This window comes from Caballeronia sp. DA-9, assembly GCF_051615025.1.
GTDB lineage: Bacteria > Pseudomonadota > Gammaproteobacteria > Burkholderiales > Burkholderiaceae > Caballeronia > Caballeronia sordidicola.
The window spans coordinates 558,275-576,856 of record NZ_CP195132.1; the positions used below are offsets into that span (position 1 = coordinate 558,275).

The 18,582-nt window shown below is 59.6% G+C and carries 21 protein-coding genes; 3 read left to right on the forward strand and 18 right to left on the reverse strand.

Annotation, left to right across the window (positions count from 1 at the left end; genetic code table 11):
• The first annotated feature begins 3 nt into the window (after positions 1–3).
• Complete coding sequence (locus ACRWA7_RS08885; RefSeq protein ID WP_438392337.1) at positions 4–519, forward strand: hypothetical protein; 516 nt, start codon at positions 4–6, stop codon at positions 517–519.
• Between the two features lie 173 nt (positions 520–692).
• Here ACRWA7_RS08885 and ACRWA7_RS08890 read toward each other — a convergent pair whose 3' ends face one another.
• From ACRWA7_RS08890 to ACRWA7_RS08925, 8 genes are all read right to left on the reverse strand, one after another.
• The gene (locus ACRWA7_RS08890) at positions 693–935 is read right to left on the reverse strand and encodes a hypothetical protein (protein WP_438392338.1); all 243 of its coding nucleotides are present in this window, start codon (positions 933–935) and stop codon (positions 693–695) included.
• A gap of 57 nt (positions 936–992) precedes the next feature.
• Positions 993–1,628 carry an AAA family ATPase gene (locus ACRWA7_RS08895; protein ID WP_438392339.1) on the reverse strand — a complete coding sequence of 212 codons (636 nt, stop codon included), beginning with the start codon at positions 1,626–1,628 and terminating at the stop codon, positions 993–995.
• A gap of 106 nt (positions 1,629–1,734) precedes the next feature.
• Positions 1,735–1,893: an ogr/Delta-like zinc finger family protein gene (locus ACRWA7_RS08900; RefSeq protein ID WP_438392340.1), complete on the reverse strand. Its 159-nt coding sequence runs from the start codon at positions 1,891–1,893 to the stop codon at positions 1,735–1,737.
• A 50-nt stretch (positions 1,894–1,943) separates the two neighbouring features.
• Positions 1,944–2,207: an ogr/Delta-like zinc finger family protein gene (locus tag ACRWA7_RS08905; protein WP_438392341.1), complete on the reverse strand. Its 264-nt coding sequence runs from the start codon at positions 2,205–2,207 to the stop codon at positions 1,944–1,946.
• Positions 2,201–4,105, reverse strand: coding sequence for a replication endonuclease (locus tag ACRWA7_RS08910; protein ID WP_438392342.1), 1,905 nt, complete (start codon positions 4,103–4,105; stop codon positions 2,201–2,203). Before ACRWA7_RS08910 ends, ACRWA7_RS08905 begins: the two co-directional genes overlap by 7 nt.
• A complete protein-coding gene (locus ACRWA7_RS08915) occupies positions 4,102–4,224 on the reverse strand; it encodes a hypothetical protein (protein ID WP_438392343.1) in 123 nt (40 codons plus the stop codon). Before ACRWA7_RS08915 ends, ACRWA7_RS08910 begins: the two co-directional genes overlap by 4 nt.
• 19 nt (positions 4,225–4,243) lie before the next feature.
• Positions 4,244–4,561, reverse strand: coding sequence for a hypothetical protein (locus tag ACRWA7_RS08920; RefSeq protein ID WP_438392344.1), 318 nt, complete (start codon positions 4,559–4,561; stop codon positions 4,244–4,246).
• A gap of 385 nt (positions 4,562–4,946) precedes the next feature.
• Positions 4,947–5,711 (reverse strand): hypothetical protein, encoded by a 765-nt coding sequence (locus tag ACRWA7_RS08925; RefSeq protein ID WP_438392345.1) that lies wholly within the window; start codon positions 5,709–5,711, stop codon positions 4,947–4,949.
• A 216-nt stretch (positions 5,712–5,927) separates the two neighbouring features.
• On the opposite strand from ACRWA7_RS08925, the gene ACRWA7_RS08930 reads away from it, so the two are divergent.
• Positions 5,928–6,308 (forward strand): Cro/Cl family transcriptional regulator, encoded by a 381-nt coding sequence (locus ACRWA7_RS08930; protein ID WP_438392346.1) that lies wholly within the window; start codon positions 5,928–5,930, stop codon positions 6,306–6,308.
• Between the two features lie 104 nt (positions 6,309–6,412).
• On the opposite strand, the gene ACRWA7_RS08935 is transcribed toward ACRWA7_RS08930, so the two are convergent.
• Both ACRWA7_RS08935 and ACRWA7_RS08940 read right to left on the reverse strand, forming a co-directional pair.
• Positions 6,413–7,471, reverse strand: a complete 1,059-nt coding sequence (locus ACRWA7_RS08935) for a LacI family DNA-binding transcriptional regulator (RefSeq protein WP_438392347.1) — start codon at positions 7,469–7,471, stop codon at positions 6,413–6,415.
• Between the two features lie 128 nt (positions 7,472–7,599).
• Entirely contained in the window at positions 7,600–8,469 is an 870-nt protein-coding gene (locus tag ACRWA7_RS08940; RefSeq protein WP_060858613.1) for a TauD/TfdA dioxygenase family protein, read from the reverse strand.
• A 332-nt stretch (positions 8,470–8,801) separates the two neighbouring features.
• Here ACRWA7_RS08940 and ACRWA7_RS08945 point away from each other — a divergent pair, with 332 nt between their 5' ends.
• Positions 8,802–10,100 (forward strand): MFS transporter, encoded by a 1,299-nt coding sequence (locus tag ACRWA7_RS08945; RefSeq protein WP_438392348.1) that lies wholly within the window; start codon positions 8,802–8,804, stop codon positions 10,098–10,100.
• A 146-nt stretch (positions 10,101–10,246) separates the two neighbouring features.
• On the opposite strand, the gene ACRWA7_RS08950 is transcribed toward ACRWA7_RS08945, so the two are convergent.
• The 8 genes from ACRWA7_RS08950 to ACRWA7_RS08985 form a co-directional block, all read right to left on the reverse strand.
• Complete coding sequence (locus ACRWA7_RS08950) at positions 10,247–11,029, reverse strand: ABC transporter permease (RefSeq protein WP_438392349.1); 783 nt, start codon at positions 11,027–11,029, stop codon at positions 10,247–10,249.
• On the reverse strand, positions 11,029–11,805 hold the full coding sequence (locus tag ACRWA7_RS08955; RefSeq protein ID WP_438392350.1) for an ABC transporter ATP-binding protein: 777 nt from the start codon (positions 11,803–11,805) through the stop codon (positions 11,029–11,031). The genes ACRWA7_RS08950 and ACRWA7_RS08955 overlap by 1 nt, the downstream gene beginning before the upstream one ends.
• A gap of 11 nt (positions 11,806–11,816) precedes the next feature.
• Positions 11,817–12,824 (reverse strand): ABC transporter substrate-binding protein, encoded by a 1,008-nt coding sequence (locus ACRWA7_RS08960; protein WP_060858608.1) that lies wholly within the window; start codon positions 12,822–12,824, stop codon positions 11,817–11,819.
• Positions 12,825–12,906: 82 nt separating this feature from the next.
• Complete coding sequence (locus ACRWA7_RS08965; protein WP_060858607.1) at positions 12,907–13,713, reverse strand: phytanoyl-CoA dioxygenase family protein; 807 nt, start codon at positions 13,711–13,713, stop codon at positions 12,907–12,909.
• A gap of 365 nt (positions 13,714–14,078) precedes the next feature.
• A complete protein-coding gene (locus ACRWA7_RS08970) occupies positions 14,079–14,618 on the reverse strand; it encodes a flavin reductase (protein WP_438392351.1) in 540 nt (179 codons plus the stop codon).
• Between the two features lie 34 nt (positions 14,619–14,652).
• The gene (locus ACRWA7_RS08975; protein WP_438392352.1) at positions 14,653–15,993 is read right to left on the reverse strand and encodes an LLM class flavin-dependent oxidoreductase; all 1,341 of its coding nucleotides are present in this window, start codon (positions 15,991–15,993) and stop codon (positions 14,653–14,655) included.
• A 76-nt stretch (positions 15,994–16,069) separates the two neighbouring features.
• Positions 16,070–17,605: an amino acid ABC transporter permease/ATP-binding protein gene (locus ACRWA7_RS08980; RefSeq protein WP_438392353.1), complete on the reverse strand. Its 1,536-nt coding sequence runs from the start codon at positions 17,603–17,605 to the stop codon at positions 16,070–16,072.
• A gap of 92 nt (positions 17,606–17,697) precedes the next feature.
• The gene (locus ACRWA7_RS08985; RefSeq protein WP_438392354.1) at positions 17,698–18,522 is read right to left on the reverse strand and encodes an ABC transporter substrate-binding protein; all 825 of its coding nucleotides are present in this window, start codon (positions 18,520–18,522) and stop codon (positions 17,698–17,700) included.
• Positions 18,523–18,582: the final 60 nt, after the last annotated feature.

An 18,582-nucleotide genomic window follows, 5' to 3' on the forward strand; every position in this document is an offset into this window, starting at 1 on the left:
AAAATGCCAACAATTGTCGACGCAAATGTCCTACGTGAGTATTATCGCGAGCACGTATTGAACATAAAAAGTGAACTCACTCATTCAACGCTTCTTATTTTTGATCAGGCCCGAGCAATTTTCTTAGACGATGGGGGGCAAATCGAACATGAATGGGGAAATCTTGTTGACCCGTACTGGTTTAGTGTTTGGCTCGCTCATAAGTTAGAATTTTCTGAAATAAACTATATAGATGTAAGCAATTGTCCAGACCTATGCAACCACGTTTATGGTCTCGGATTTCCAAAAGGTTCACGCGATATTTGGTATCTGCGGACAGCGATGGCTTGTGTCTCGAAGTTTAAGAAATCCAGCAACGTAGTGACCGAGGACATCGATTTTTACAATCCAAAGCAGAAGGCAGCAAATGGTGCTGCCCGCATCGCGGTACTTAAGAATGCAAATGCCCCAATAAAAAAGACTATGAGAAAGGACTATGACGTGAACATATGTTGCGTAGAAGAGTACTTGACGATATAGGTCAATTTTAATCACAGGCGATCGTTGGAACATCTGTTTGTGGACCGTTAGATAAAATATCTAACGGTCCACAAACGATGGCATAGACTTAATTGTGCGAAGTTCGGTCGCATTGTTTACGGTCAGCCACGTCTCTTCCTAGGCTGATGGCAATAACGCGATGCTTTGCAGAGTCAACTTTCCGCCGCAGTAAACTTTGCTATCGCAATAGCGATCGCAGCAGCCCTGCTGATTCCGAGGCGAGCAGCGAACGCGTCAACTCGCGCCAGAAGCAACGGATCGATGCCAAGACTGATCGTTTCCTTGCGACGCTTGACTGGTTCCGCTGCTTCTCCCTTCCCAGCATCTGGCGCGCGGCCAATAAATTCGTCGATTGCGGCAGCGCTGGCCACTAATGGCCGTTTTGTGATTGTCATATCGGATTCTCATTCATTCGATATTGAATCGATATCACGTCGATATCAATTCGATTGTTAGCCAGCAAACACCGCGTCTTTCAACCGTTCGATTTCAGCGCACGCGGCGGGGTCCCGGCGCGTCATCTCTTCGACGTGCAGCCCTGCCCCGCCGGCATTCGAGAACGCCTTACGTCGGTTCAGCCGGCACGGCAATAGTTCGATCGATGAAAAATCGCGGATGGCGGCCGCTGCATCGCGGTTGTCCGCGCCTTGCGGATCGGCCGCATTCATGAACGCAAGCGGCTTCAGATCGTGAACGGCGCGCGCCTCTGCCACCAACTCGGCGATATCGTGCAGCGCCCACACGTCGAACGAGCGTGGAAGGAACGGGATGAGGACCGCGTCCGAGACGGTCAGAGCAGCGCGCAGCGCGCTCGAATCGCGCCCGCCTGCATCGATGATGATGTGATCGTAGGCATGGCGCTGTGCCTGCACCTGAGTGCGCAGCGTCGCCCCGTTCGCGTACGCCGATGCTGCGATCGGCGCTCGGCCGCTGTCGGTACGAATCGTGATTGCCGTCACGCTCGTTTCCTGGCGGTCACCATCGACTAACCAGACGCGCGCGCCGTCGAGCGACAGGCCCAACGCGAGTTGCAACGCAGTAGTCGATTTGCCGACGCCACCCTTTGAGTTTCCGACCGTGACAATCATGTGCTCCCCCGAGCGTTAAACCTGCTTGATTCGATATCGATTCAATATCGTTTTGATACTGTTTCGATGGTGTTTCGCTATTGGATCGATGGCGATTCGATAGCGGCTAAAGGTCAAACTCAAATGCCTGCGTTAAGCGACGTTCCCGCTTTGGTATCGGAACCTCTGGCGGGTACATTTCAAGCTTGGTACGGTATGTGTGGCCACAGGTCACGTCGTCGCACTGGAAGTCGATTTCCCATTCCGTCTCTGACTTCTTTTCCATCGCCCGAGCGATACCGCGAGCGCTGCAATGCGGGCACGCAATCGTGAACCTCACGGCCGGTTCTCCCGTGCAAGCGTCGTGCGGGCGTTGACCGGGCCGCGCAGCATCGGCGACGGCTTCACTTCGAGCGAGACGCCCTCGCGAGGCCGTGACGACGCCGACAGTGAGTGTAGGATTTCGAAGCCCGCTGGCGTGCGATAACCGCAGTCCTCGCAGACGAAATACATACGCCGAAGCGTCGTTGACAAACCTTCAGTGTGGCGGGCGTCAATCTCGCCACCGCAGGACGGACAATCGATCTTCATTCCTAGCATTCCGGCCTCCAATCATGGTCAAGGGAGCCGCCTCCGGCTGTTTCCTGCGACACGGCGAACGGCGCACCAGCCGCTCGCGGATCGTTTTCTCGCGCTCTGTCGTCGCCTTCCCATACCCGCGTACAGTTATTCACACGAGTCCAAGGGCCGATTTCACCGGCCTCAAAACCAAAATTCAAACCATCAAGCCCGACCGGCGCATATCCACCAAGCACCGCATCGGCGGCACTCGTACGCTCGTAGACCGGTCGCCCAATTACTGACGATCCTGAGATGGCACTTGACGCAGGACGCAGGATTTCCCATGTGAACCTCTTCGATTCGATAATCGTTGTCATGTCGCGCACGTCAGTCCAATTGCCGACCGCGTCGCGCACCTTGTATTGCTCGCGATACTCGATACCGATCACGCGAGGTGCGACTTCTTCGCCATAGCGCCCGGTCTCTTCGCTCGACACCTTCGACAACCGAATGCGGTAGTCGCGGCCAGCAAATACCCCACCCTGCGCCTCGCAGTAGTAGTTCCAAGCGACGGACGCGTTATCGCGCCCTTCGAAGATGGCGACTTTGTTCACCGCGTTGTGAGCCTTCTGAAGAAAGGCCGGTGCATCAGAGGGAACTTCGGCGACCCGGCGAAGCTCGCGCCACACGGTCACCGGGGGGCCTCCGATCTGCTGAAACTGGCGAATACGCCAACGCGTGGCCCATGCCTCAACCCGCACGCTTGCCTCGATCGCCTCATTGCCTAACAGGTCTTTTTCCAGCCGATAGCCGTCGATGTTTTTAGCCACGTATTTCGCGATGTAACCGGCCGCCGTGCCCTTGCTCGCATCCATCGGCTTGTAGTCAACGCGGTGCTTATGCGCGCCCGGTTCGTCGCCGTCGACTGCAAGCGCGTATTTAGAGATAGTCGAGCGCAACATTGCCGCTTCGCCCTTCTTATGGAACACGAGGCAATGCCAATGCGGCGTGCCGTCGTGGTTCGGCTCCGCGATCCGAAAGCCGTAAATGCGGACGCTTTGCCGCGCGAGCGACGCGCGGATGCGCGCCCATGTCGAGGACAGATATGCTTGCGCTTCGTTCGGCTTGGTGCCATCGTATTTCTTATTGCGAACGACGCGCCGACCTGCGACAGTCCGGTATGCATGCATGCGGCTCGGGCACGTGATCGTGAAGAAAAGACCCGCATGGTCTGCCGCGATGGCGACGCGCTCGAAACCGTTGATTCGCGTCATTAACTCGGCACGCCGAATTGATTTGTTCGCTGGCCCTTTCGCCGACAGTTCGGCAAGCGTAAACTCCTGCCCTAGCTCGTTACGTGCGATTGTCGCCTCAAGCATCGCCGTGTTGCGCGCGTTCTGCTGCAAGCGACCTTGCACGGATTCATCGGACACGTAGCAATCGCCCGTTTTGTTCACGTAGCCAAGCGAGATCGCCGAGCCTTCAACGCCCCACGCCTGCGCTTTGCGCAGTTGGCGACGCCACCATTGCGGGCAGATCATTCGCAGCATCGCGGGGTTGTCCTCGTACTTCTTCAGGTCCGGCGCGGAGACACCGATTACCTCGCAAATACGGGCAAGTTCCTCGCGCTGCGCTTGGACGGACAGGTGCTGCGTGGCTTCGCGTTCACGGCGGCAGTGCTCTGCATGCTTCTCGGCTGCGTTGCACACCTCCATGTCGCCCGCATCGAGCGCCAACGGCGCGTGTTCAAGCTTTGTGACTGCTTCCAGAAGACCCGCATTGGCACGCTCGCGGGCAATTCCTTCACCGTGCAGGGAAAGCGGATCAAACGACGAATGCACGCGTTGCCAGCGCTTTAACAACCGGCTGCGCCAGCGACGCGGCAGGTCTGCGACGAGCCGTTCGGCCCACGCTTGATCGCTGTCTTGAAACCTCACGTGCCTACCCTGCAATAAACGAGTTCATCGGGCGCAATGCGCATCGTGTGGCTTTCGCCGACAAGACGGCACTCGATACACACGTGGCCGTGCTCCACGCCCGTGACCTTGCCGCGCATGCCGTCTGCATGTTCTGTCTCAGGCCGCCTGGAGTTCACCATCACGTCCTGACCGGGCTTGAATGATCGCGCGCGCTTCATCCGCGCCCCCGCATGCGGGGCGCCGCTTAAACGGTGCGACGGCATCGTGATAAGCCTCGCTGTCGATTGGCTTGCTCTGCTCCCGATGTTGCGCGATCTTCGGGAGAATCCGCCTGATCGCCTCGATCTGAAGCGCGCGCGCACGATCGCTGGCGGGCGTGCGCCGGGGTGCCCATGGCACGACCAGATCACCGGCCGAACCCACCGAACCCGGCACATAGCCAAACGAAACGTCTTCGACGTTCTCTGGAATCATCGCGTCACCTCACCGTCGTGATTGATTCGTACCGTCTGAATCACAATGACAACCATCACGCACGCAATCGCCCAACCGGCCACAGCGCCCGCAGCGAACGGAACCCACACATCAGGATTCATCGACGCACCACTCTTTTGAAAGTTTGTACAGAACCGCGAACGCGGCCACGATAAGAAGCAAGGCAGCCGTCAAGAGCAGCGCCAATGCGAGTAGATCGCTCGTGACTTGCGTAGCGGCCGTAAGCAAGCCAGTTATCACGCATGCCAGAGCGAGATAGGCGCGAGTCATTTGCCACGACGCGCACTAAGCTGGTGAATGACGTCCATCAAAAGTACGCCACCAGCGAGACCGGACAGGAAGACAATGCAGAGCACGGACGTCATCACGCTCCCCTATGCGGTGAGTGCCGCGTTGCGGTGCGTTCCAACAGCACCGTCTTTCCATCGCGATAGGAGAAGTGGACCGACATATCGGCCTCGGCCCCTGCGAAGTCGATCGCAATGAAGATAGGCGCACTGGTGCCCTCTTCAGCGCATTGCGCGCTAAGGCCGATCAGTTTTGTTGGAGTAACAGGGGCGGTGTTAGCAGAAGCGCGATTCAGCGCAACATACTCAGCTTCAAAGCGGCGGGCGCTTTCGACATTTGCGACGCGGCGTGCTTGGACGTCTTTGATGGTGATGTCACGATGGCACGGTCTAAATGGAGCGTCGTCGAATGCGTCGGGATCGGCCGCGCTAGAATCACCGTCGCTCTCCCTACCTTTCGAGACTGTTCTATGCCCACGAATAAGGCAAAGCAAACGCCCGCGTCTATCCAAGATGTTCTGCAATACAGCCGCGCCATCCTCACGACGACCGGTAGCGTCATGGGCCGCGTGATCCCGCTTTTCGTCAAATTTCCGCTCGTGAGCATTGAGAACCTCGATGCACTTGTGGCCGAACTCGAAAAACTTCTGACGGAATTTGGCGACGCTGACGCCGCGTTTGCGCAGACGATCATCGATGGCGTTATTGACTCGCTCTACTTCCAGCGTGGCGTTCTCCAAGGTGATGCGGGAGACGCCGCCTAGCATCTGGCGCTCGTACCGGCTGATTCCTGAAAAACCACCCAGCGGCGAACGACGAATTTGTAACGAAATGCGATCCATAAACAGCCCCCTCCGATCCCAGTGTTTTAGTGGTGTCGGACCGCTCTAAAGGGGATCAACCTTAAAACAGCGGGGTCATGCCGTTGCTTCCGCGATCCGACCAGCGGAAATTACGTCAACATTTGCATACATGTCAACAGTCACATACGTTGTCGTTTGTTGACGCTTGCAATAAATTATGGGTGTTGCACCAACCGATGCGCTAGGGGGCGTGGAATGAAAACTACCGTTGACTATTTGGACGCAGTGAAAAAGCGGCTGAATCTGCCTTCCGATTACGCTATTGCGAAGGCTTTGCATGTCACTCGTGCAGCGGTCAGTAGCTACCGAGTCGGTCGCACTTCGTTCGACAATCTGACAGCGCTGCGTGTCGCTGAAATCCTTGATGTACAACCGTTTGAGGTGATTGCGGCCGCAAATGTCGAGCGTGCTCGGGACGACGAAACGCGCTCACTTTGGGAGCACGCATGGGGAAAAGCGGTAGGGGCTACTGCAGCGGTGACTTTGACAGCGTGCGTGGTTGGCTTGTCGGTGGCCCCTACCCCGGCTCAAGCGGCATCAGTCTCTGATGAGAGTGCAAGTGTTTATATTATGTAATATTAAGAACACGTGGGATCTGCGATCGCGCAAGAACCGCGGCGCATGCGCACGCCGCAACAAGGAACGATTTCCTGGCACGAAGAAGCAGCGCAGGCTCACCACTACTGCGGAAACGGATGTTTGCCGGTTGACTGACGGATAACCAGCTCGTTGGCAAAACACTTCAATTCGACGGCTTTGCCGGAATCGAGAATTTTTGCAAGCAGCAGATCGATCGAATAACTCACCATCTCGGCCATTGGCTGGCGCACGGTCGTCAACTCATACGCATCCCACGAAGCCAGTTCGACATCGTCGTAGCCGACGATCCACAGGTCGTCCGGCACCCGCGCCCGCGCCACCCTTGCGCCATCGAGAGCGCCGAGCGCCAGCACGTCGTTCACGCAAAATATGGCGTCTGGCGGCGTGGCAAGTTCCAGCAACCGAAGCGCCATGGCCTTGCCGCTTCCGTGCGAAAACTCGGGCGAGCGCTGATAGTGATGCGCCAGCAATTCGACTCCCGCCGCTTCGAGCGCTTCCCGAAAACCCCGCTCCCGATCCCGGATCGTGCTTGCCTGCTGCGGTCCCCCGATCAACGCAATCCGCTTGCGTCCGCTTCTGACCAGGTAGTCGGCGACCCTCCGGCCACCCCCGACGTTATCGCTGGAGACCTGGTCGCCCGGATAGCCATCGACGGTGCGGTTGATCAAGACGACCGGCGCCTGCGGGGAGCGAATCTCCTTGATGAACTCCGACTCGTTCGTGCTCGCGGCCAGAATCACGCCATCCACAATACCTTGCCTCAACGCCTGGCTCGCCTGTACGTCACCGCCATATTCGGCGTCCCAGACGATCATGCGCTGCCCGAGGCTCGCAAGCCGGGCGCCCAGGGATTCGAGCATGGCCGGGTAGATCTGGTTGGACAACCGGGCCACCACGACACCGATCGAACCCGTGTGGCTGGTGCGAAATGCGCGAGCCGATGCGTTCAGTTCGTAACCCGTTTCAGCGAGTGCGCGCATGACCCGGTCGCGCATGGCCTGACTCACGCTCGCGTCGTTTCGCAGCACGCGTGAAACGGTCGCCTGCGAGACTCCCGCGGCGCGTGCAACATCGTGGCTCGTCACGCTTGCCAGCCGCCTGGCGCGGCCGGCGACGCCCTTGCCTTCAGGCTTCACCACGGCGCACGCGCCGGGCTGGCCGTCATTGCGTCAGTCAACTGCGATGCTGTATTCACGCGACATACTCCGGACATTTGTTCCTGGCGCATTCTATCGTGCGCCCGCGTGCCCGTATGCCCGCACTCCGGTCAGACAGCGAAAGGCAGGTCGAGCGTGGTCGTCCTGCACATTTCGCGCCGATATTTCCGGTCATCGAAGGGACGCGCCCGGTGCATGGTCGCAAGGTTGTCCCAAATCACAAAGTCATCCGGTTGCCAGACGTGGGCGTGAACAAAGCGAGGCTGGGTCGCGTGCTCGATCAGATCGCGCAGCAGCAGCCGCCCCTCGGGCACCGGCATGTCGAGCACGCTTTCAGCATGCGAGGCGAGGTAGAGCGAACGCCGGCCCGTACGGACATTGGCGAGCACGAGCGGATGGTCCGCGCCCTTGAGCTTTTCGCGCTCTTCGGGCGAAAAATCGAAGCCCATCACATGTCGCGAATACGCGATCGAATGGTGTACCTGCAAACCGTCGATGGTCGCCTTCATGGCGTCGTCCAGCGCGTCGTAGGCCGCCCGCATGTCGGCGAATTCGGTGTCGGCGCGAACCGGCGGAACCACGCGGGCGGACAGCATGGAATACCGGCCGGCGGGTTCCTCGAACGATGCATCGGTATGCCAGAGACGGTTGCTCACGGTGCTCATGCGGCGGCGGTCGTCGGCGGCGAGGATATCTCCGCCCGCCCCCACGTTCGATACGTCCGTCAGGGCCTCGTTGCCGAACCGGTTTTTTCCAAGCACCGCGACGGAAGTCTTGGTATGGAGCACACCGTCGAAACGCTGCGCAAACGCGAGTTGCTCGTCATTGGTGAAAGGCTGGTTGCGAAAGACCAGGACCGCATATTCATCCATTGCCGCGCGCAAGCTTCCCAGTAATTCACGGTCCTGCGTTTCACGAAGATCGATTCCCGACACTTCAGCGACAAAGCGCGGATTGGCTTGCCCAGACGTGATTCTCATGACTTTTCCCCTATGGCCAGCGCGCGGAACGCCTGGCGTCGATGCATGATCAGATGACGCTTTTGACAAGCGACAGAATACGTAGTCTTTTATAGAGACTTACCCTTAAAGGATTAAACATCTATTTGTGACTACGTAGTCATGATATTCTGTCTTTACCCGAGAGGTAGTGTCAATGACTATCCGAACGACAAGGAGACGGCCGCCATGCTGGCTTATTTCTGCACTCGATCACACATGATCGCAGCCCTGCCCGGGCCGAAAGGCTGGAATGCGATGCTTGTTCTGGTTACGCCCGCCATGGAGAAATCGACAGACCGGGGGCGCATGCAATGAAACGCGACTCCGCTCAAGAAGGCTCACGCACTCGCTGGCTGAGGATCATGCCGGTCGTGTTCCTGCTCTACACGATCGCCTATTTCGACCGCGTCAACATAGGCATGGCGCTTCCCAGCATGTCGAAGGACCTGGGGCTGTCGCCCTCGCAAGGAGGGTTTGTCGCGGGGGTGTTCTTCTGGGGCTATCTGCTCAGCTTTCTCGCCGCAGGTTGGCTCGCCCCGCGCTTTGGCGCGCGGCGCACCGTACTCGGGGCGCTGATCGCCTGGGGAACGTTCGCAATGCTCACCGGCTTCGCCACCAATTTTGTCGAACTGGCTGTGATGCGCTTCATGCTCGGCCTGTGCGAAGGCCCGGTGTGGACTTCGCTCGCGCTGTTGCTGTCGCAATGGTTCCTGAAGTCGGAGCGAGGCCGCGCGTTCGGTTTGTGGAACCTGAGCATTCCGTTCGGCGCGCTGCTTTCAGGCCCTATCTCGGGATTTGTGCTGACCTATACCGACTGGCACGTCATGCTGGTCCTCGAAGGCATACCTGCATGGATCTGGGCGGTGGTCTGGTGGCGCGCGATTCCTGACAGCGTGGAAGCTGCCGTGTGGTTGCCCGCGGCAGAGCGACAAAGGCTGTCCGCCCGGCTCTCTGCCGAACAAGCGGAATTCGCGGCAGCACGCGCTTCCGCCGACTGGAGAGGCATGTTCCGCCAGCCCGCGGTCTGGTTGCTGCTTTGCGCGTTCTCGCTCAACAACATGGTCAATTATGGCTTCACGCTATGGTTGCCCACGGTCTTGAAGGCTGCGAGTTCCGCCAACATCGGCAACGTGGGATTGTTGAGCGCACTGCCCTATTTCGCCAGCATACTTGGCGTGATCGTGGCGGCGTATAGTTCGGACCGTTTTCAAGAGCGGCGCATGCATGCGGGCATGCCACTGCTGATGGTCGGTCTGCTGCTGTTTCTCGGCTCGCAGGCAGGGGTTCATTCGGTGCTCGTGCAGATGGCTGCGTTCACGCTCATCGGCTTCTTCATGTTCATGACCCTGCCGCTGATCTCGGCGCTGTCGACCGATTTCCTGCCGCGCCAATGGGCGATTCCATCGATCGCGTTCACGGGCGGTCTTGGTAATCTCCTGGGCGGTTTCGTCGGGCCGATCCTGGTCGGCCGGCTGAAAGAAATGACCGGAAATTTCTCGCTCGCGTTTGCGTTGCTGGGTGTGTTGGGTGTGGTCGGCGGCCTGGTCATTCTTGCCATCCGGCCGGCCCGGACGGAAACCGCCGCTGTGAGGGCGCCGGCACGCATGTGAAGGTGTGATCCGCTTGGCGTACAGGCCGGGTGCAACAGCCCTTCGCAAGGTGCCGGGAATACAGCCGGTTTTACGGCGCGCCTGCGGGCCGCAACGCAACCCGGCCCGAAGGCGCCGCGACCTGAACCGCTGCGCTGGCCGCTGGCCTATGCTTCGTGCTGGTCAACTGGCTGATACCATGGGCAAATGCCACGTTCCAGCAAGGCGATAGCGTAGAAAAGCGCGACGCCCATGATCGACAGAAGAGTCATGGCGCTGAACACAAGGTCCGTGTTCATCGTGCTCGAAGCAGTCAGGATCACGAAGCCAAGCCCTGTGTCGGAGCCCACGAACTCGCCGACAACCGCGCCAATCACAGCAAGCGTCATGGCGACTTTCATGCCGCCAAAGAGATACGGCATCGCAAACGGAAGTCTGATCTTGATGAATGTTCGAAGCATGGGCGCGCCGTAAGAGCGGCTCAACTGCAACATCTCTTCGGATACCGAAGCAAGTCCCGCGCTTGTGTTGATCACGATCGGGAAAAACGCCGTCACCGCTGCGACGAGAACTTTGGACGGCATTCCATAGCCAACCCACAACAGAATGAGCGGGGCCAACGCCACTTTGGGAACCGACTCAAAGATAAGAAATAGCGGATACAAGATGTTCCGTGCGACCTTCGACGACGTGATGATGACGGCAAGAGGAACGCCGACTGCGACCGCGAGTGCGAAGCCACTCAACGAGGCAAAGAGCGTCGTTGCGAAATGGCCGGGCAATGAGGCGCGGTTGAGCCAGATCGCCTTGCCGATTACCGTGGGCGCGGGAAGCAGCCAGTCCGGCACCTTGGCGAACCGGCATATTGCCTCCCAAACAACCAGCAGTCCGATGATCGCCATCACCGACATCATGGTCGATCCGTCGCCGAGCACTTTTTTTCCGAACATTACTTGCTCTCCCGCTGCAATGTCTGAACACGGTCACGAACCAGATTGGAAAAGTGTCCGAAACGCGGTGTGGAAGTCATCGAAATAGTACGAGGCCTCGGTAAATCGATATCCACGATTTGATCGATGCGTCCAGGCCGGGTCGCCATGATGACCAGACGATCCGAGAGCAGTACGCCTTCTGGAATAGAGTGCGTCACGAAAATGATTGTCTTCTTGCGCTCCTGCCAGATGCGCAGGATTTCAAGAGACAACTCCTCACGCGTCATGGCGTCGAGCGCCGAAAACGGCTCGTCCATGAGCAACAGCGGCGGGTCGGTGATGAGCGCGCGCGCGATGGCCACCCGCTGCTGCATTCCCCCGGATAGTTCTCGCGGATACGACTGCTCGAATCCCTTGAGCCCCACAAGTTCGATCAGGTCCCTTGCTTCCCCACGATGCTTGTCGATCGAGCGGCCAAGCATTTCCATTGGCATCAGCACGTTGCGCTCGACGGTATGCCATGGAAAAAGCAGCGGCTGCTGAAAGCAGATGCCAATATCAGAGGTGGGCGCCGTCAATGTCTTGCCGCGAAACTGGATGTTGCCGGTGGTGGCGGGCACTATCTTGCCGAAGATTTTTAATAACGTGCTTTTGCCGCAGCCGCTGGGCCCGATGATTGTCAGGAACTCGTCCTCGCGCACGGCAAGCGAGACGTCGTTGAGCGCATTGACACGCTTGCCGGAGCGGCCAACGTAGGTCATGCCTATCTGCGCGAGTTTAAGGATTTCGTTCATCGCGCATAGCCCTATTTGAAGAATGCCGGTGTGTACAACTGCTCCACGGTCACCGAACGCTTGAGGCCAAGCGGCTCCCGGATCAGATTGACGTTGTTGGCAAGCTTCGCGGGATCGATAAAACCATAGCCGTGCTTCTTGACTTCGTCGGTCAGGGCAAGCTGTCTGGTGTCGAGCAGTTCGGCTTTTGCAATAGCGGGCTCGGCTTCAGCCGCGTGTCTGGCAAGAATCGCCACGGCCTCGTCCGGATGATCGAACGCGTACAGATTCCCACGCAAGGATGCTGCAACAAAGCGCTTCACCACATCCGGCTTGTCGTGAATGGTCGAGTCGGTGGCAACAAGCGCGTCTCCATACAGGTCATATCCGTAATCCGAGAACCTGAACACCTTGATCGTCAGCTTCTGCGAATCAGCGACCTTCTGATAGCGGCCGAGATACGAACTTTGATCGAGCACCGCGTCGACCTGCCGGGCCATCAGCATGGGCGCGTAGGAGCTTGCCGTGACCGTGATCTCCTTGATTTTGCTGCGGTCTATATGATTGACCTTCAGGAATGCGGGCCACATGTTGATTGTCGATCCGGCGGCGGAGCGTGCCACCGTTCGTCCCTCCAGGTCTTTCGGACTCTTGATGCCCGACTCCGCCGCATAAAGGATTGCCGTTGCAGCTTTCCCGTAAGTCATCGCGACCATCTTGACCGGTGCGTTGTCGTTGGCGACGCCGGCGATTACAGTGGCCGTATCCACCAGGCCGAACATCGACTCTCCAATGGATATGCGTTTCAACGTATCGCCGGATCCGCGTCCCCTTGATATGTCCACGTCAAGTCCCGCGTCGCGGTAAAAGCCCTTGTCCAACGCCACGAAATAGCCCGCATCGCGCCCGCTGATAAGCCAGTTCAACGCGAACTTGACCTGATCCGCAGCGTGCGCGACCGGTGTCGCCGATACTAGCGCAAGTGATATTGCAAGGAGCGTGAGACACTTCGGACCCCGTCCGTTAGCATGCTTTTTCATTTATGAGTTTCAGCACCGATCAAAGTAAAGAGCGTGGACGCCAGTAGCGTCACGGTTGACAACAGCTACGAAGACCAGCAAATCACAGCTTGAATTCACCGGCTTCATAGCGTTTGAAAACGTGGCCAAGATCCGCCATTGTCACGGGATCGAGGTCGTAGCGAGGCAGTGGCTCCTTGTCCCAGTGGTTATATTCGTCAACCCCGCGCACCAACACCGCATTGCGCCTGCCGCGCACCGAACTGACATGAGTCGGGCCATAGAAAAACGCCAGACCAATGCGCCGGCCATCCGATGTGTTGGGCATCGAGCCGTGCACCGTGCGTTCATGGTGAACCGAGAATTCGCCGGGTCGAAGCGTCAGGTCAACCGCGTCGTCTTCGTTGACATCGATTACGGTATGGCCCCGCGCGAGCAGATTGTTCGGAACCTTGCGTTCCTCATGCTCGCGATTGCCATCGAGATGGGAGCCACGAATCACGCGCAGGCATCCATTGCCCGGATGGCTGTCGGTGAATGCGACCCATGCGGTGACGCATGCACTGGGCACCTGTCCGTAGTAAAGCGAATCCTGGTGCCATGAAACGAAGCCGGGATCGTGCGCGTTCTTGGCGAACAAGGAAGATCGGAACAGCAGGATATTCGGTCCAATCAGGTCTTCCACAACATCGAGTATGCCGGGGTTGCAAGCGAGATCGACCATCCAGGGCGAGGAAAGATGCGCCTTGATCTTCAGCGATCCTTCGGCGGGTAATCCGGTTCGTTCTTCGAACGCCTCGATGCGACGAAAATATTCGCCGGCCTCGCGATCGGAAACAGCGCGGCACGGCGCGATATAGCCGTCTTCCTTGAATTTAAGGATCTGTTCGGATGTCAGTCGCTTTCCCATTTCGTTGCTCTCGTGTGAAGTGATCCGATTTTCTTGCGAACCAGGGCCGCCGAATGTTGCGGTGATTTCTGTCGTTGTGGCTTAAGGCATTAACCATGCCAATGTAGTAGAAGTGAGTCCGCAGGGCGCGCCCGGGTGGCGTCTCGAACATTGCGCCGTGCGGATCGCTGGATGCTAACTGTGTGGCACACCACGTATATGTCGACAATCATGTCTTGGTGGGCTTCCCAGGCACGCGCACTGTATTGAGTCAGCAAGCACAATATGTGTGAGCAGCGCACGACGATGAAGCATTTTTGTGGTGTACCACGCATTACACAAAAAATATTACCGTCCTGGCGTGCAAAATGAAACGCCACGGCACCTTATTCGCATGCAATGTCGTGATACTTGCGGTTGTAGTAGATCAAAATGCCCCCGTGCGGATTCGCGTCGATCCGGTCGACTTCGCACAGCAGGATGTCGTGCGTACCGACCGATACCGTGTTCGATATCCGGCAGTGCAGCGACATGATCGCGCCGCGCAGCGCGGGCGCGCGCCCGGCCTCCTCGACCCATTCGCCGGATGCGAACCGCTCGTCCATCGGCGCCTTCGCGGAGAACGCGGCCGACATCGGCTGTTGGCTTGCGCTCAACGTATTGATGCAGACAACGCGGTTGCTGAGCGTCGCCGCGTAGGCGGACGAGTTGCGATTGATGCAGACGAGCACGCTCGGCGGCGAATCGGTCACGCTGCATACCGCTGACGCAGTGAAGCCCGCGCGGCCCGTCGCGCCGTCGGTGGTGATGATGTGGACCGCGGCGCCGAGGTTGGCCATCGCGTTGCGGAAGTCCGTTACACAGAGCGTACTCTGCTGAGAACATGTGGCCTTGCGGGCCGCGGCTAATGCCATGTCTATCGACATCAGGAAATCTCCTTGTCCAGAATAGGCCGGTGCGTCAGCGCGCATATCGGCTCGCGGGCCGTTCCAGCCCCAGGTTGTCACGCAGTGTCGTGCCGGTGTAGTGCTTGCGCAGCCGGCCGCGCCGTTGCAGTTCGGGCACGACGTGGCGCACGAAATCCTCCATATCGTTTGGCACCACGTGGAACGCGAGCATGAAACCGTCGGCCGCGCCGCCATCCACCCACTCTTCCATGTAGTCGACAATCTGTGCCGGCGTGCCGCAAACCGTGACCTTGCCCCGGTCGTAGCTCGAATACAACTGGCGCAGTGTCAGGTTCTGTTCGCGGATCAGCGTCGTGATCTGGCGGAAGTACGCCTGGTGCAGATTCGCCTTCTTCGGAATCAGATGTTCGGGAATCGGCTCGTCGACCGGCAGGCCGGTCAGGTCCGCTTCGAGGTCCATCCCGAGACGCATGCGGCCGACGTCCGGATGAATCAGGTTCTGCAACTCCCGGTATTTGTCCTCGGCTTCGGCTTTGCTGCCGCCGACCATTACCGACAATCCCGGCAGGATCTTCAACTGGCTCATGTCGCGATTGAAACCGGACATCCGGCTCTTCACGTCCGCGTAGAAACGCTTTGCCTCATCGAAGGTGGGATCGGACGCGAACACGACCTCGGCCGCCTCCGCCGCGAACGACTTGCCCTCCTCCGACGAACCCGCCTGGATGATGACCGGCCGCCCCTGTGGCGTGCGCCGGATGTTCAGCGCGCCCTGCACGCGGAAATGCTCGCCCTGGAAGTCGGTGACATGAAATTTCTCCGGATCGAACATCCGGCACGCGGCCTTGTCCGCAAGAAACGCGTCGTCGTCCCAGGTGTCCCACAGGCGCATCACGACGTCGAAGAATTCGCGCGCGCGTGCATAGCGCTGCCCGTGCGGCGGTAACCGGTCGAGCCCGAAGTTGCGCGCCGCGTAGTCGCTCGCGGTCGTCACGACGTTCCAGCCCGCGCGGCCATGAGACAGATGATCGAGCGAAGCGAACAGGCGCGCGAGGTTGTACGGCTCGTAGAAGCTCGTCGAGCCGGTCGCGCCGAGGCCGATGTGCTTCGTCGTACCGGCGAGCGCGGACAGCAGTGTGATTGGCTCGAACATGTTCATCATGTACGGAAAGCGCGAGAAGTCGTTCAGCTTCTCGGTGCGCGCGCCGGGGCTGTCGGCGAGAAAGAACAGGTCGAAGCGGCCTTCCTCGGCGAGGCTGGCAAGACGGCGCCAATAGTCGATGTTGGTCGTGGCGTCGGCGGGCGCGGTCGACTGGAGCCACGACGCGACATGCTGGCCTGTCGCGTACGCCAGCATGCCGAGCACCATGTTGCGATTACCCGTGTTGGTCATGGCCTTGCGAATCCTTGGTCATTGGTCTGTGGACAGGGTCCGGCGCAACGCGCCGGGAGGGATAAGCGGGTGGCGCTCATGCGGTTGCAACCGCGCGTACCGGCGTCTCGTCAATGCCGATGAAGCGCCGCACGCGCACCGCGTCCGGCGACCATCGAATCTCGTCGGGCGACGCGAGCAGTTGCACGACACCGCCTTCCATGAACGCGACGCGGTTCGACACCGACATGGCGAAGTCCATCTCGTGCGTGACGATCACCATCGTCATGCCTTCGTTCGCGAGGTCACGGATCACATTCAGCACGTCGTCGACCAGTTCGGGGTCGAGCGCCGACGTCGGCTCATCGAACAGCATCACGTCGGGTTCCATCGCGAGTGCGCGCGCAATCGCAACGCGCTGCTGCTGGCCGCCCGACAGTTGATGCGGATACTTGTACGCGTGGGCGAGCAGACCGACCTTGTCGAGCAGCGCCAGCGCGCGGGTGTCGATTTCCGCGCGGCTCGCATGCCCCTGATAGCGCGGCGCGAGCGTGACGTTTTCGAGGATCGTCCGGTGCGGGAATAAATTGAAACTCTGGAACACCATGCCGATGTGCTTCACGCCCTGGCGCACGCTCGCGTTGCCAGGGCGGTCGCGCGACGACAGATAACCGCGGCCGAACAGGATGATCTCGCCGGCGTCCGGCCATTCGAGTGCGTTGATCGTGCGGATCAGCGAGGTCTTGCCGGACCCCGACGGCCCGATGATCGACATCACTTCGCCCGCCTTCACGTCGAGATCGATGCCCTTCAGCACGTGCTGTTCGCCATAGCGTTTCTGAACGCCCTTCAGCAGCAATGCGGGCGCCGCGCCGCGGCCGGGCTGCGGCGTCGAGCCTCGCACGACCAACCCGCCACGCAGTGCGGCCGCCTCTTCATCGGACAGCGTGCGGGGTATGCGCGCGGCGAGATTCATGTGCCGCTCGCCAAGCTGCATCAGCCACGTGAACATCGACACGATCAGCACGTAGTAGATCGCGCACGCAAGCAGCGTTTCCATGACGAGAAAGTTTTGCGCATACAGGCGCTCGCCAACGAGCAGCAGTTCGCTCAGCGAGATCGCGGATGCGAGCGACGTCAGCTTCACGCACGAGATGAACTGGTTGCCGAGCGTTGGCAGCGCGATGCGCATTGCCTGCGGGATGATCACGAGCCGCTGCGCGCCGGTCCAGCGAATGCCGAGCGCGGCCGCCGCCTCGTACTGCCCTTTTGCGACCGACATCAGCGCGCCGCGATGGATCTCGGCCATGTACGCGGTTTCCGTCAGCACCAGCGCGATCAGCGCCGCGTTGAACGGGTTCGAGAGGACACCGCCCGTCTGCGGCAGCAGTTGCGGCAGGTTGTACACGAACACGATCAGCACCATCAGCGGCAGGCTGCGGAACAGCCAGATGTAGATCGATGCGAAGACGGACATCGAGCGCCAGCCGGACATCCGCGCGGTCGCGAGCAGAAAGCCCGCGGCGGCGGCGATCAGCCACGCGAGCGCACTCAATTCGACGACTGTGACGCTTGCCCGCCAGAACGCCGGTATCGCGAACAGCGACAGCATGTAGCGAAAATCGAAGTGCATGGAGGTCTCGTTGAATCGGACACCGGGAATGCCACGGCTACGCGGCGGCGAGAGCGGATGGCCCAGCGCGACGCCACCGGACCGGGCGCGCGTTACAACGCAGTCGCCGCGGGCGGCGGCTTGAGCCCATAGCGTTGCAGCAGGCTGTCGTACTCGCCGGACTTCTTCAAACCGTCGAGCGCCTTGATGAGCGCGTCGTGCAGCGGCTTGTTGTCCTTGCGCACGAAGATGCCGATAGTCTGCGGATTGATCAGGTCTGTCGATGTGACGATCACGCGGCCGCCCGATTTGTCCGCGAGCGCCTTTGCGGTCGCAGCGACCTGCATGCCGGCCTGCACGTTGTTCGAGAGCATGGCCTGAAGCACGTAGGAAGTCGAACCAAATTCGCTGACGACGATCGGCGGCTTGCCGTTAGGCTGGCAGTAATGGTCCGACACGTCGTGCAGTTGGCCGACCCATGCCGTGCCCTGCACGATGCCGAGGTGCATCCCGCACAGATCCTGCATCGTGCGCGGCTTCATGCCGGTCGACGCGGCGACCATGATCGCGGAGCCGGTCTGCGCATACGGAATCGGCGTGGCCTGCGCCGCGCGCTCCGGTGTCACGTACATTGCGGACATGATGATGTCGAAGCGGCTAGCGTTCAGTCCGAGGATCAGTTGCGGCAGCGGCGTATCGATAAATGCCGTGCTGCTGCCAAGCTGCTTCGCAATCGCTCTCGCAAGTTCGGGATCCGCGCCTTCGATCTTGTCGCCGTCGTAGTACTCGAACGGCGGATAGGTCGCCTGCATGCCGACCTTCAGCGTGCCGGGCGTGAGCGTCGGCGCCGTCTCGGCATGCACGCTGGCCGCCGCGAATCCGGCGGCGCAAAGCATGGCGGCGAGCCACTGCCGGCCTTTACTGCTTTTTTTGTCCATGATGATGAGCCCTGCTGCGATGGAGGAGGACGGCGGAGGATGCGAGCCGTGGCGTAAATG

Excerpts from the sequence above, each read along its gene's own strand:
- ACRWA7_RS08885 (WP_438392337.1), top strand. The coding sequence starts at position 4 with ATGCCAACAATTGTCGACGCAAATGTCCTACGTGAGTATTATCGCGAG.
- ACRWA7_RS08890 (WP_438392338.1), bottom strand. The coding sequence starts at position 935 with ATGACAATCACAAAACGGCCATTAGTGGCCAGCGCTGCCGCAATCGAC.
- ACRWA7_RS08895 (WP_438392339.1), bottom strand. The coding sequence starts at position 1,628 with ATGATTGTCACGGTCGGAAACTCAAAGGGTGGCGTCGGCAAATCGACT.
- ACRWA7_RS08900 (WP_438392340.1), bottom strand. The coding sequence starts at position 1,893 with ATGGAAAAGAAGTCAGAGACGGAATGGGAAATCGACTTCCAGTGCGAC.
- ACRWA7_RS08905 (WP_438392341.1), bottom strand. The coding sequence starts at position 2,207 with ATGCTAGGAATGAAGATCGATTGTCCGTCCTGCGGTGGCGAGATTGAC.
- ACRWA7_RS08915 (WP_438392343.1), bottom strand. The coding sequence starts at position 4,224 with ATGCGCGGCAAGGTCACGGGCGTGGAGCACGGCCACGTGTGTATCGAG.
- ACRWA7_RS08920 (WP_438392344.1), bottom strand. The coding sequence starts at position 4,561 with ATGATTCCAGAGAACGTCGAAGACGTTTCGTTTGGCTATGTGCCGGGT.
- ACRWA7_RS08925 (WP_438392345.1), bottom strand. The coding sequence starts at position 5,711 with ATGGATCGCATTTCGTTACAAATTCGTCGTTCGCCGCTGGGTGGTTTT.
- ACRWA7_RS08930 (WP_438392346.1), top strand. The coding sequence starts at position 5,928 with ATGAAAACTACCGTTGACTATTTGGACGCAGTGAAAAAGCGGCTGAAT.
- ACRWA7_RS08940 (WP_060858613.1), bottom strand. The coding sequence starts at position 8,469 with ATGAGAATCACGTCTGGGCAAGCCAATCCGCGCTTTGTCGCTGAAGTG.
- ACRWA7_RS08945 (WP_438392348.1), top strand. The coding sequence starts at position 8,802 with ATGAAACGCGACTCCGCTCAAGAAGGCTCACGCACTCGCTGGCTGAGG.
- ACRWA7_RS08950 (WP_438392349.1), bottom strand. The coding sequence starts at position 11,029 with ATGTTCGGAAAAAAAGTGCTCGGCGACGGATCGACCATGATGTCGGTG.
- ACRWA7_RS08955 (WP_438392350.1), bottom strand. The coding sequence starts at position 11,805 with ATGAACGAAATCCTTAAACTCGCGCAGATAGGCATGACCTACGTTGGC.
- ACRWA7_RS08960 (WP_060858608.1), bottom strand. The coding sequence starts at position 12,824 with ATGAAAAAGCATGCTAACGGACGGGGTCCGAAGTGTCTCACGCTCCTT.
- ACRWA7_RS08965 (WP_060858607.1), bottom strand. The coding sequence starts at position 13,713 with ATGGGAAAGCGACTGACATCCGAACAGATCCTTAAATTCAAGGAAGAC.
- ACRWA7_RS08970 (WP_438392351.1), bottom strand. The coding sequence starts at position 14,618 with ATGTCGATAGACATGGCATTAGCCGCGGCCCGCAAGGCCACATGTTCT.
- ACRWA7_RS08975 (WP_438392352.1), bottom strand. The coding sequence starts at position 15,993 with ATGACCAACACGGGTAATCGCAACATGGTGCTCGGCATGCTGGCGTAC.
- ACRWA7_RS08980 (WP_438392353.1), bottom strand. The coding sequence starts at position 17,605 with ATGCACTTCGATTTTCGCTACATGCTGTCGCTGTTCGCGATACCGGCG.
- ACRWA7_RS08985 (WP_438392354.1), bottom strand. The coding sequence starts at position 18,522 with ATGGACAAAAAAAGCAGTAAAGGCCGGCAGTGGCTCGCCGCCATGCTT.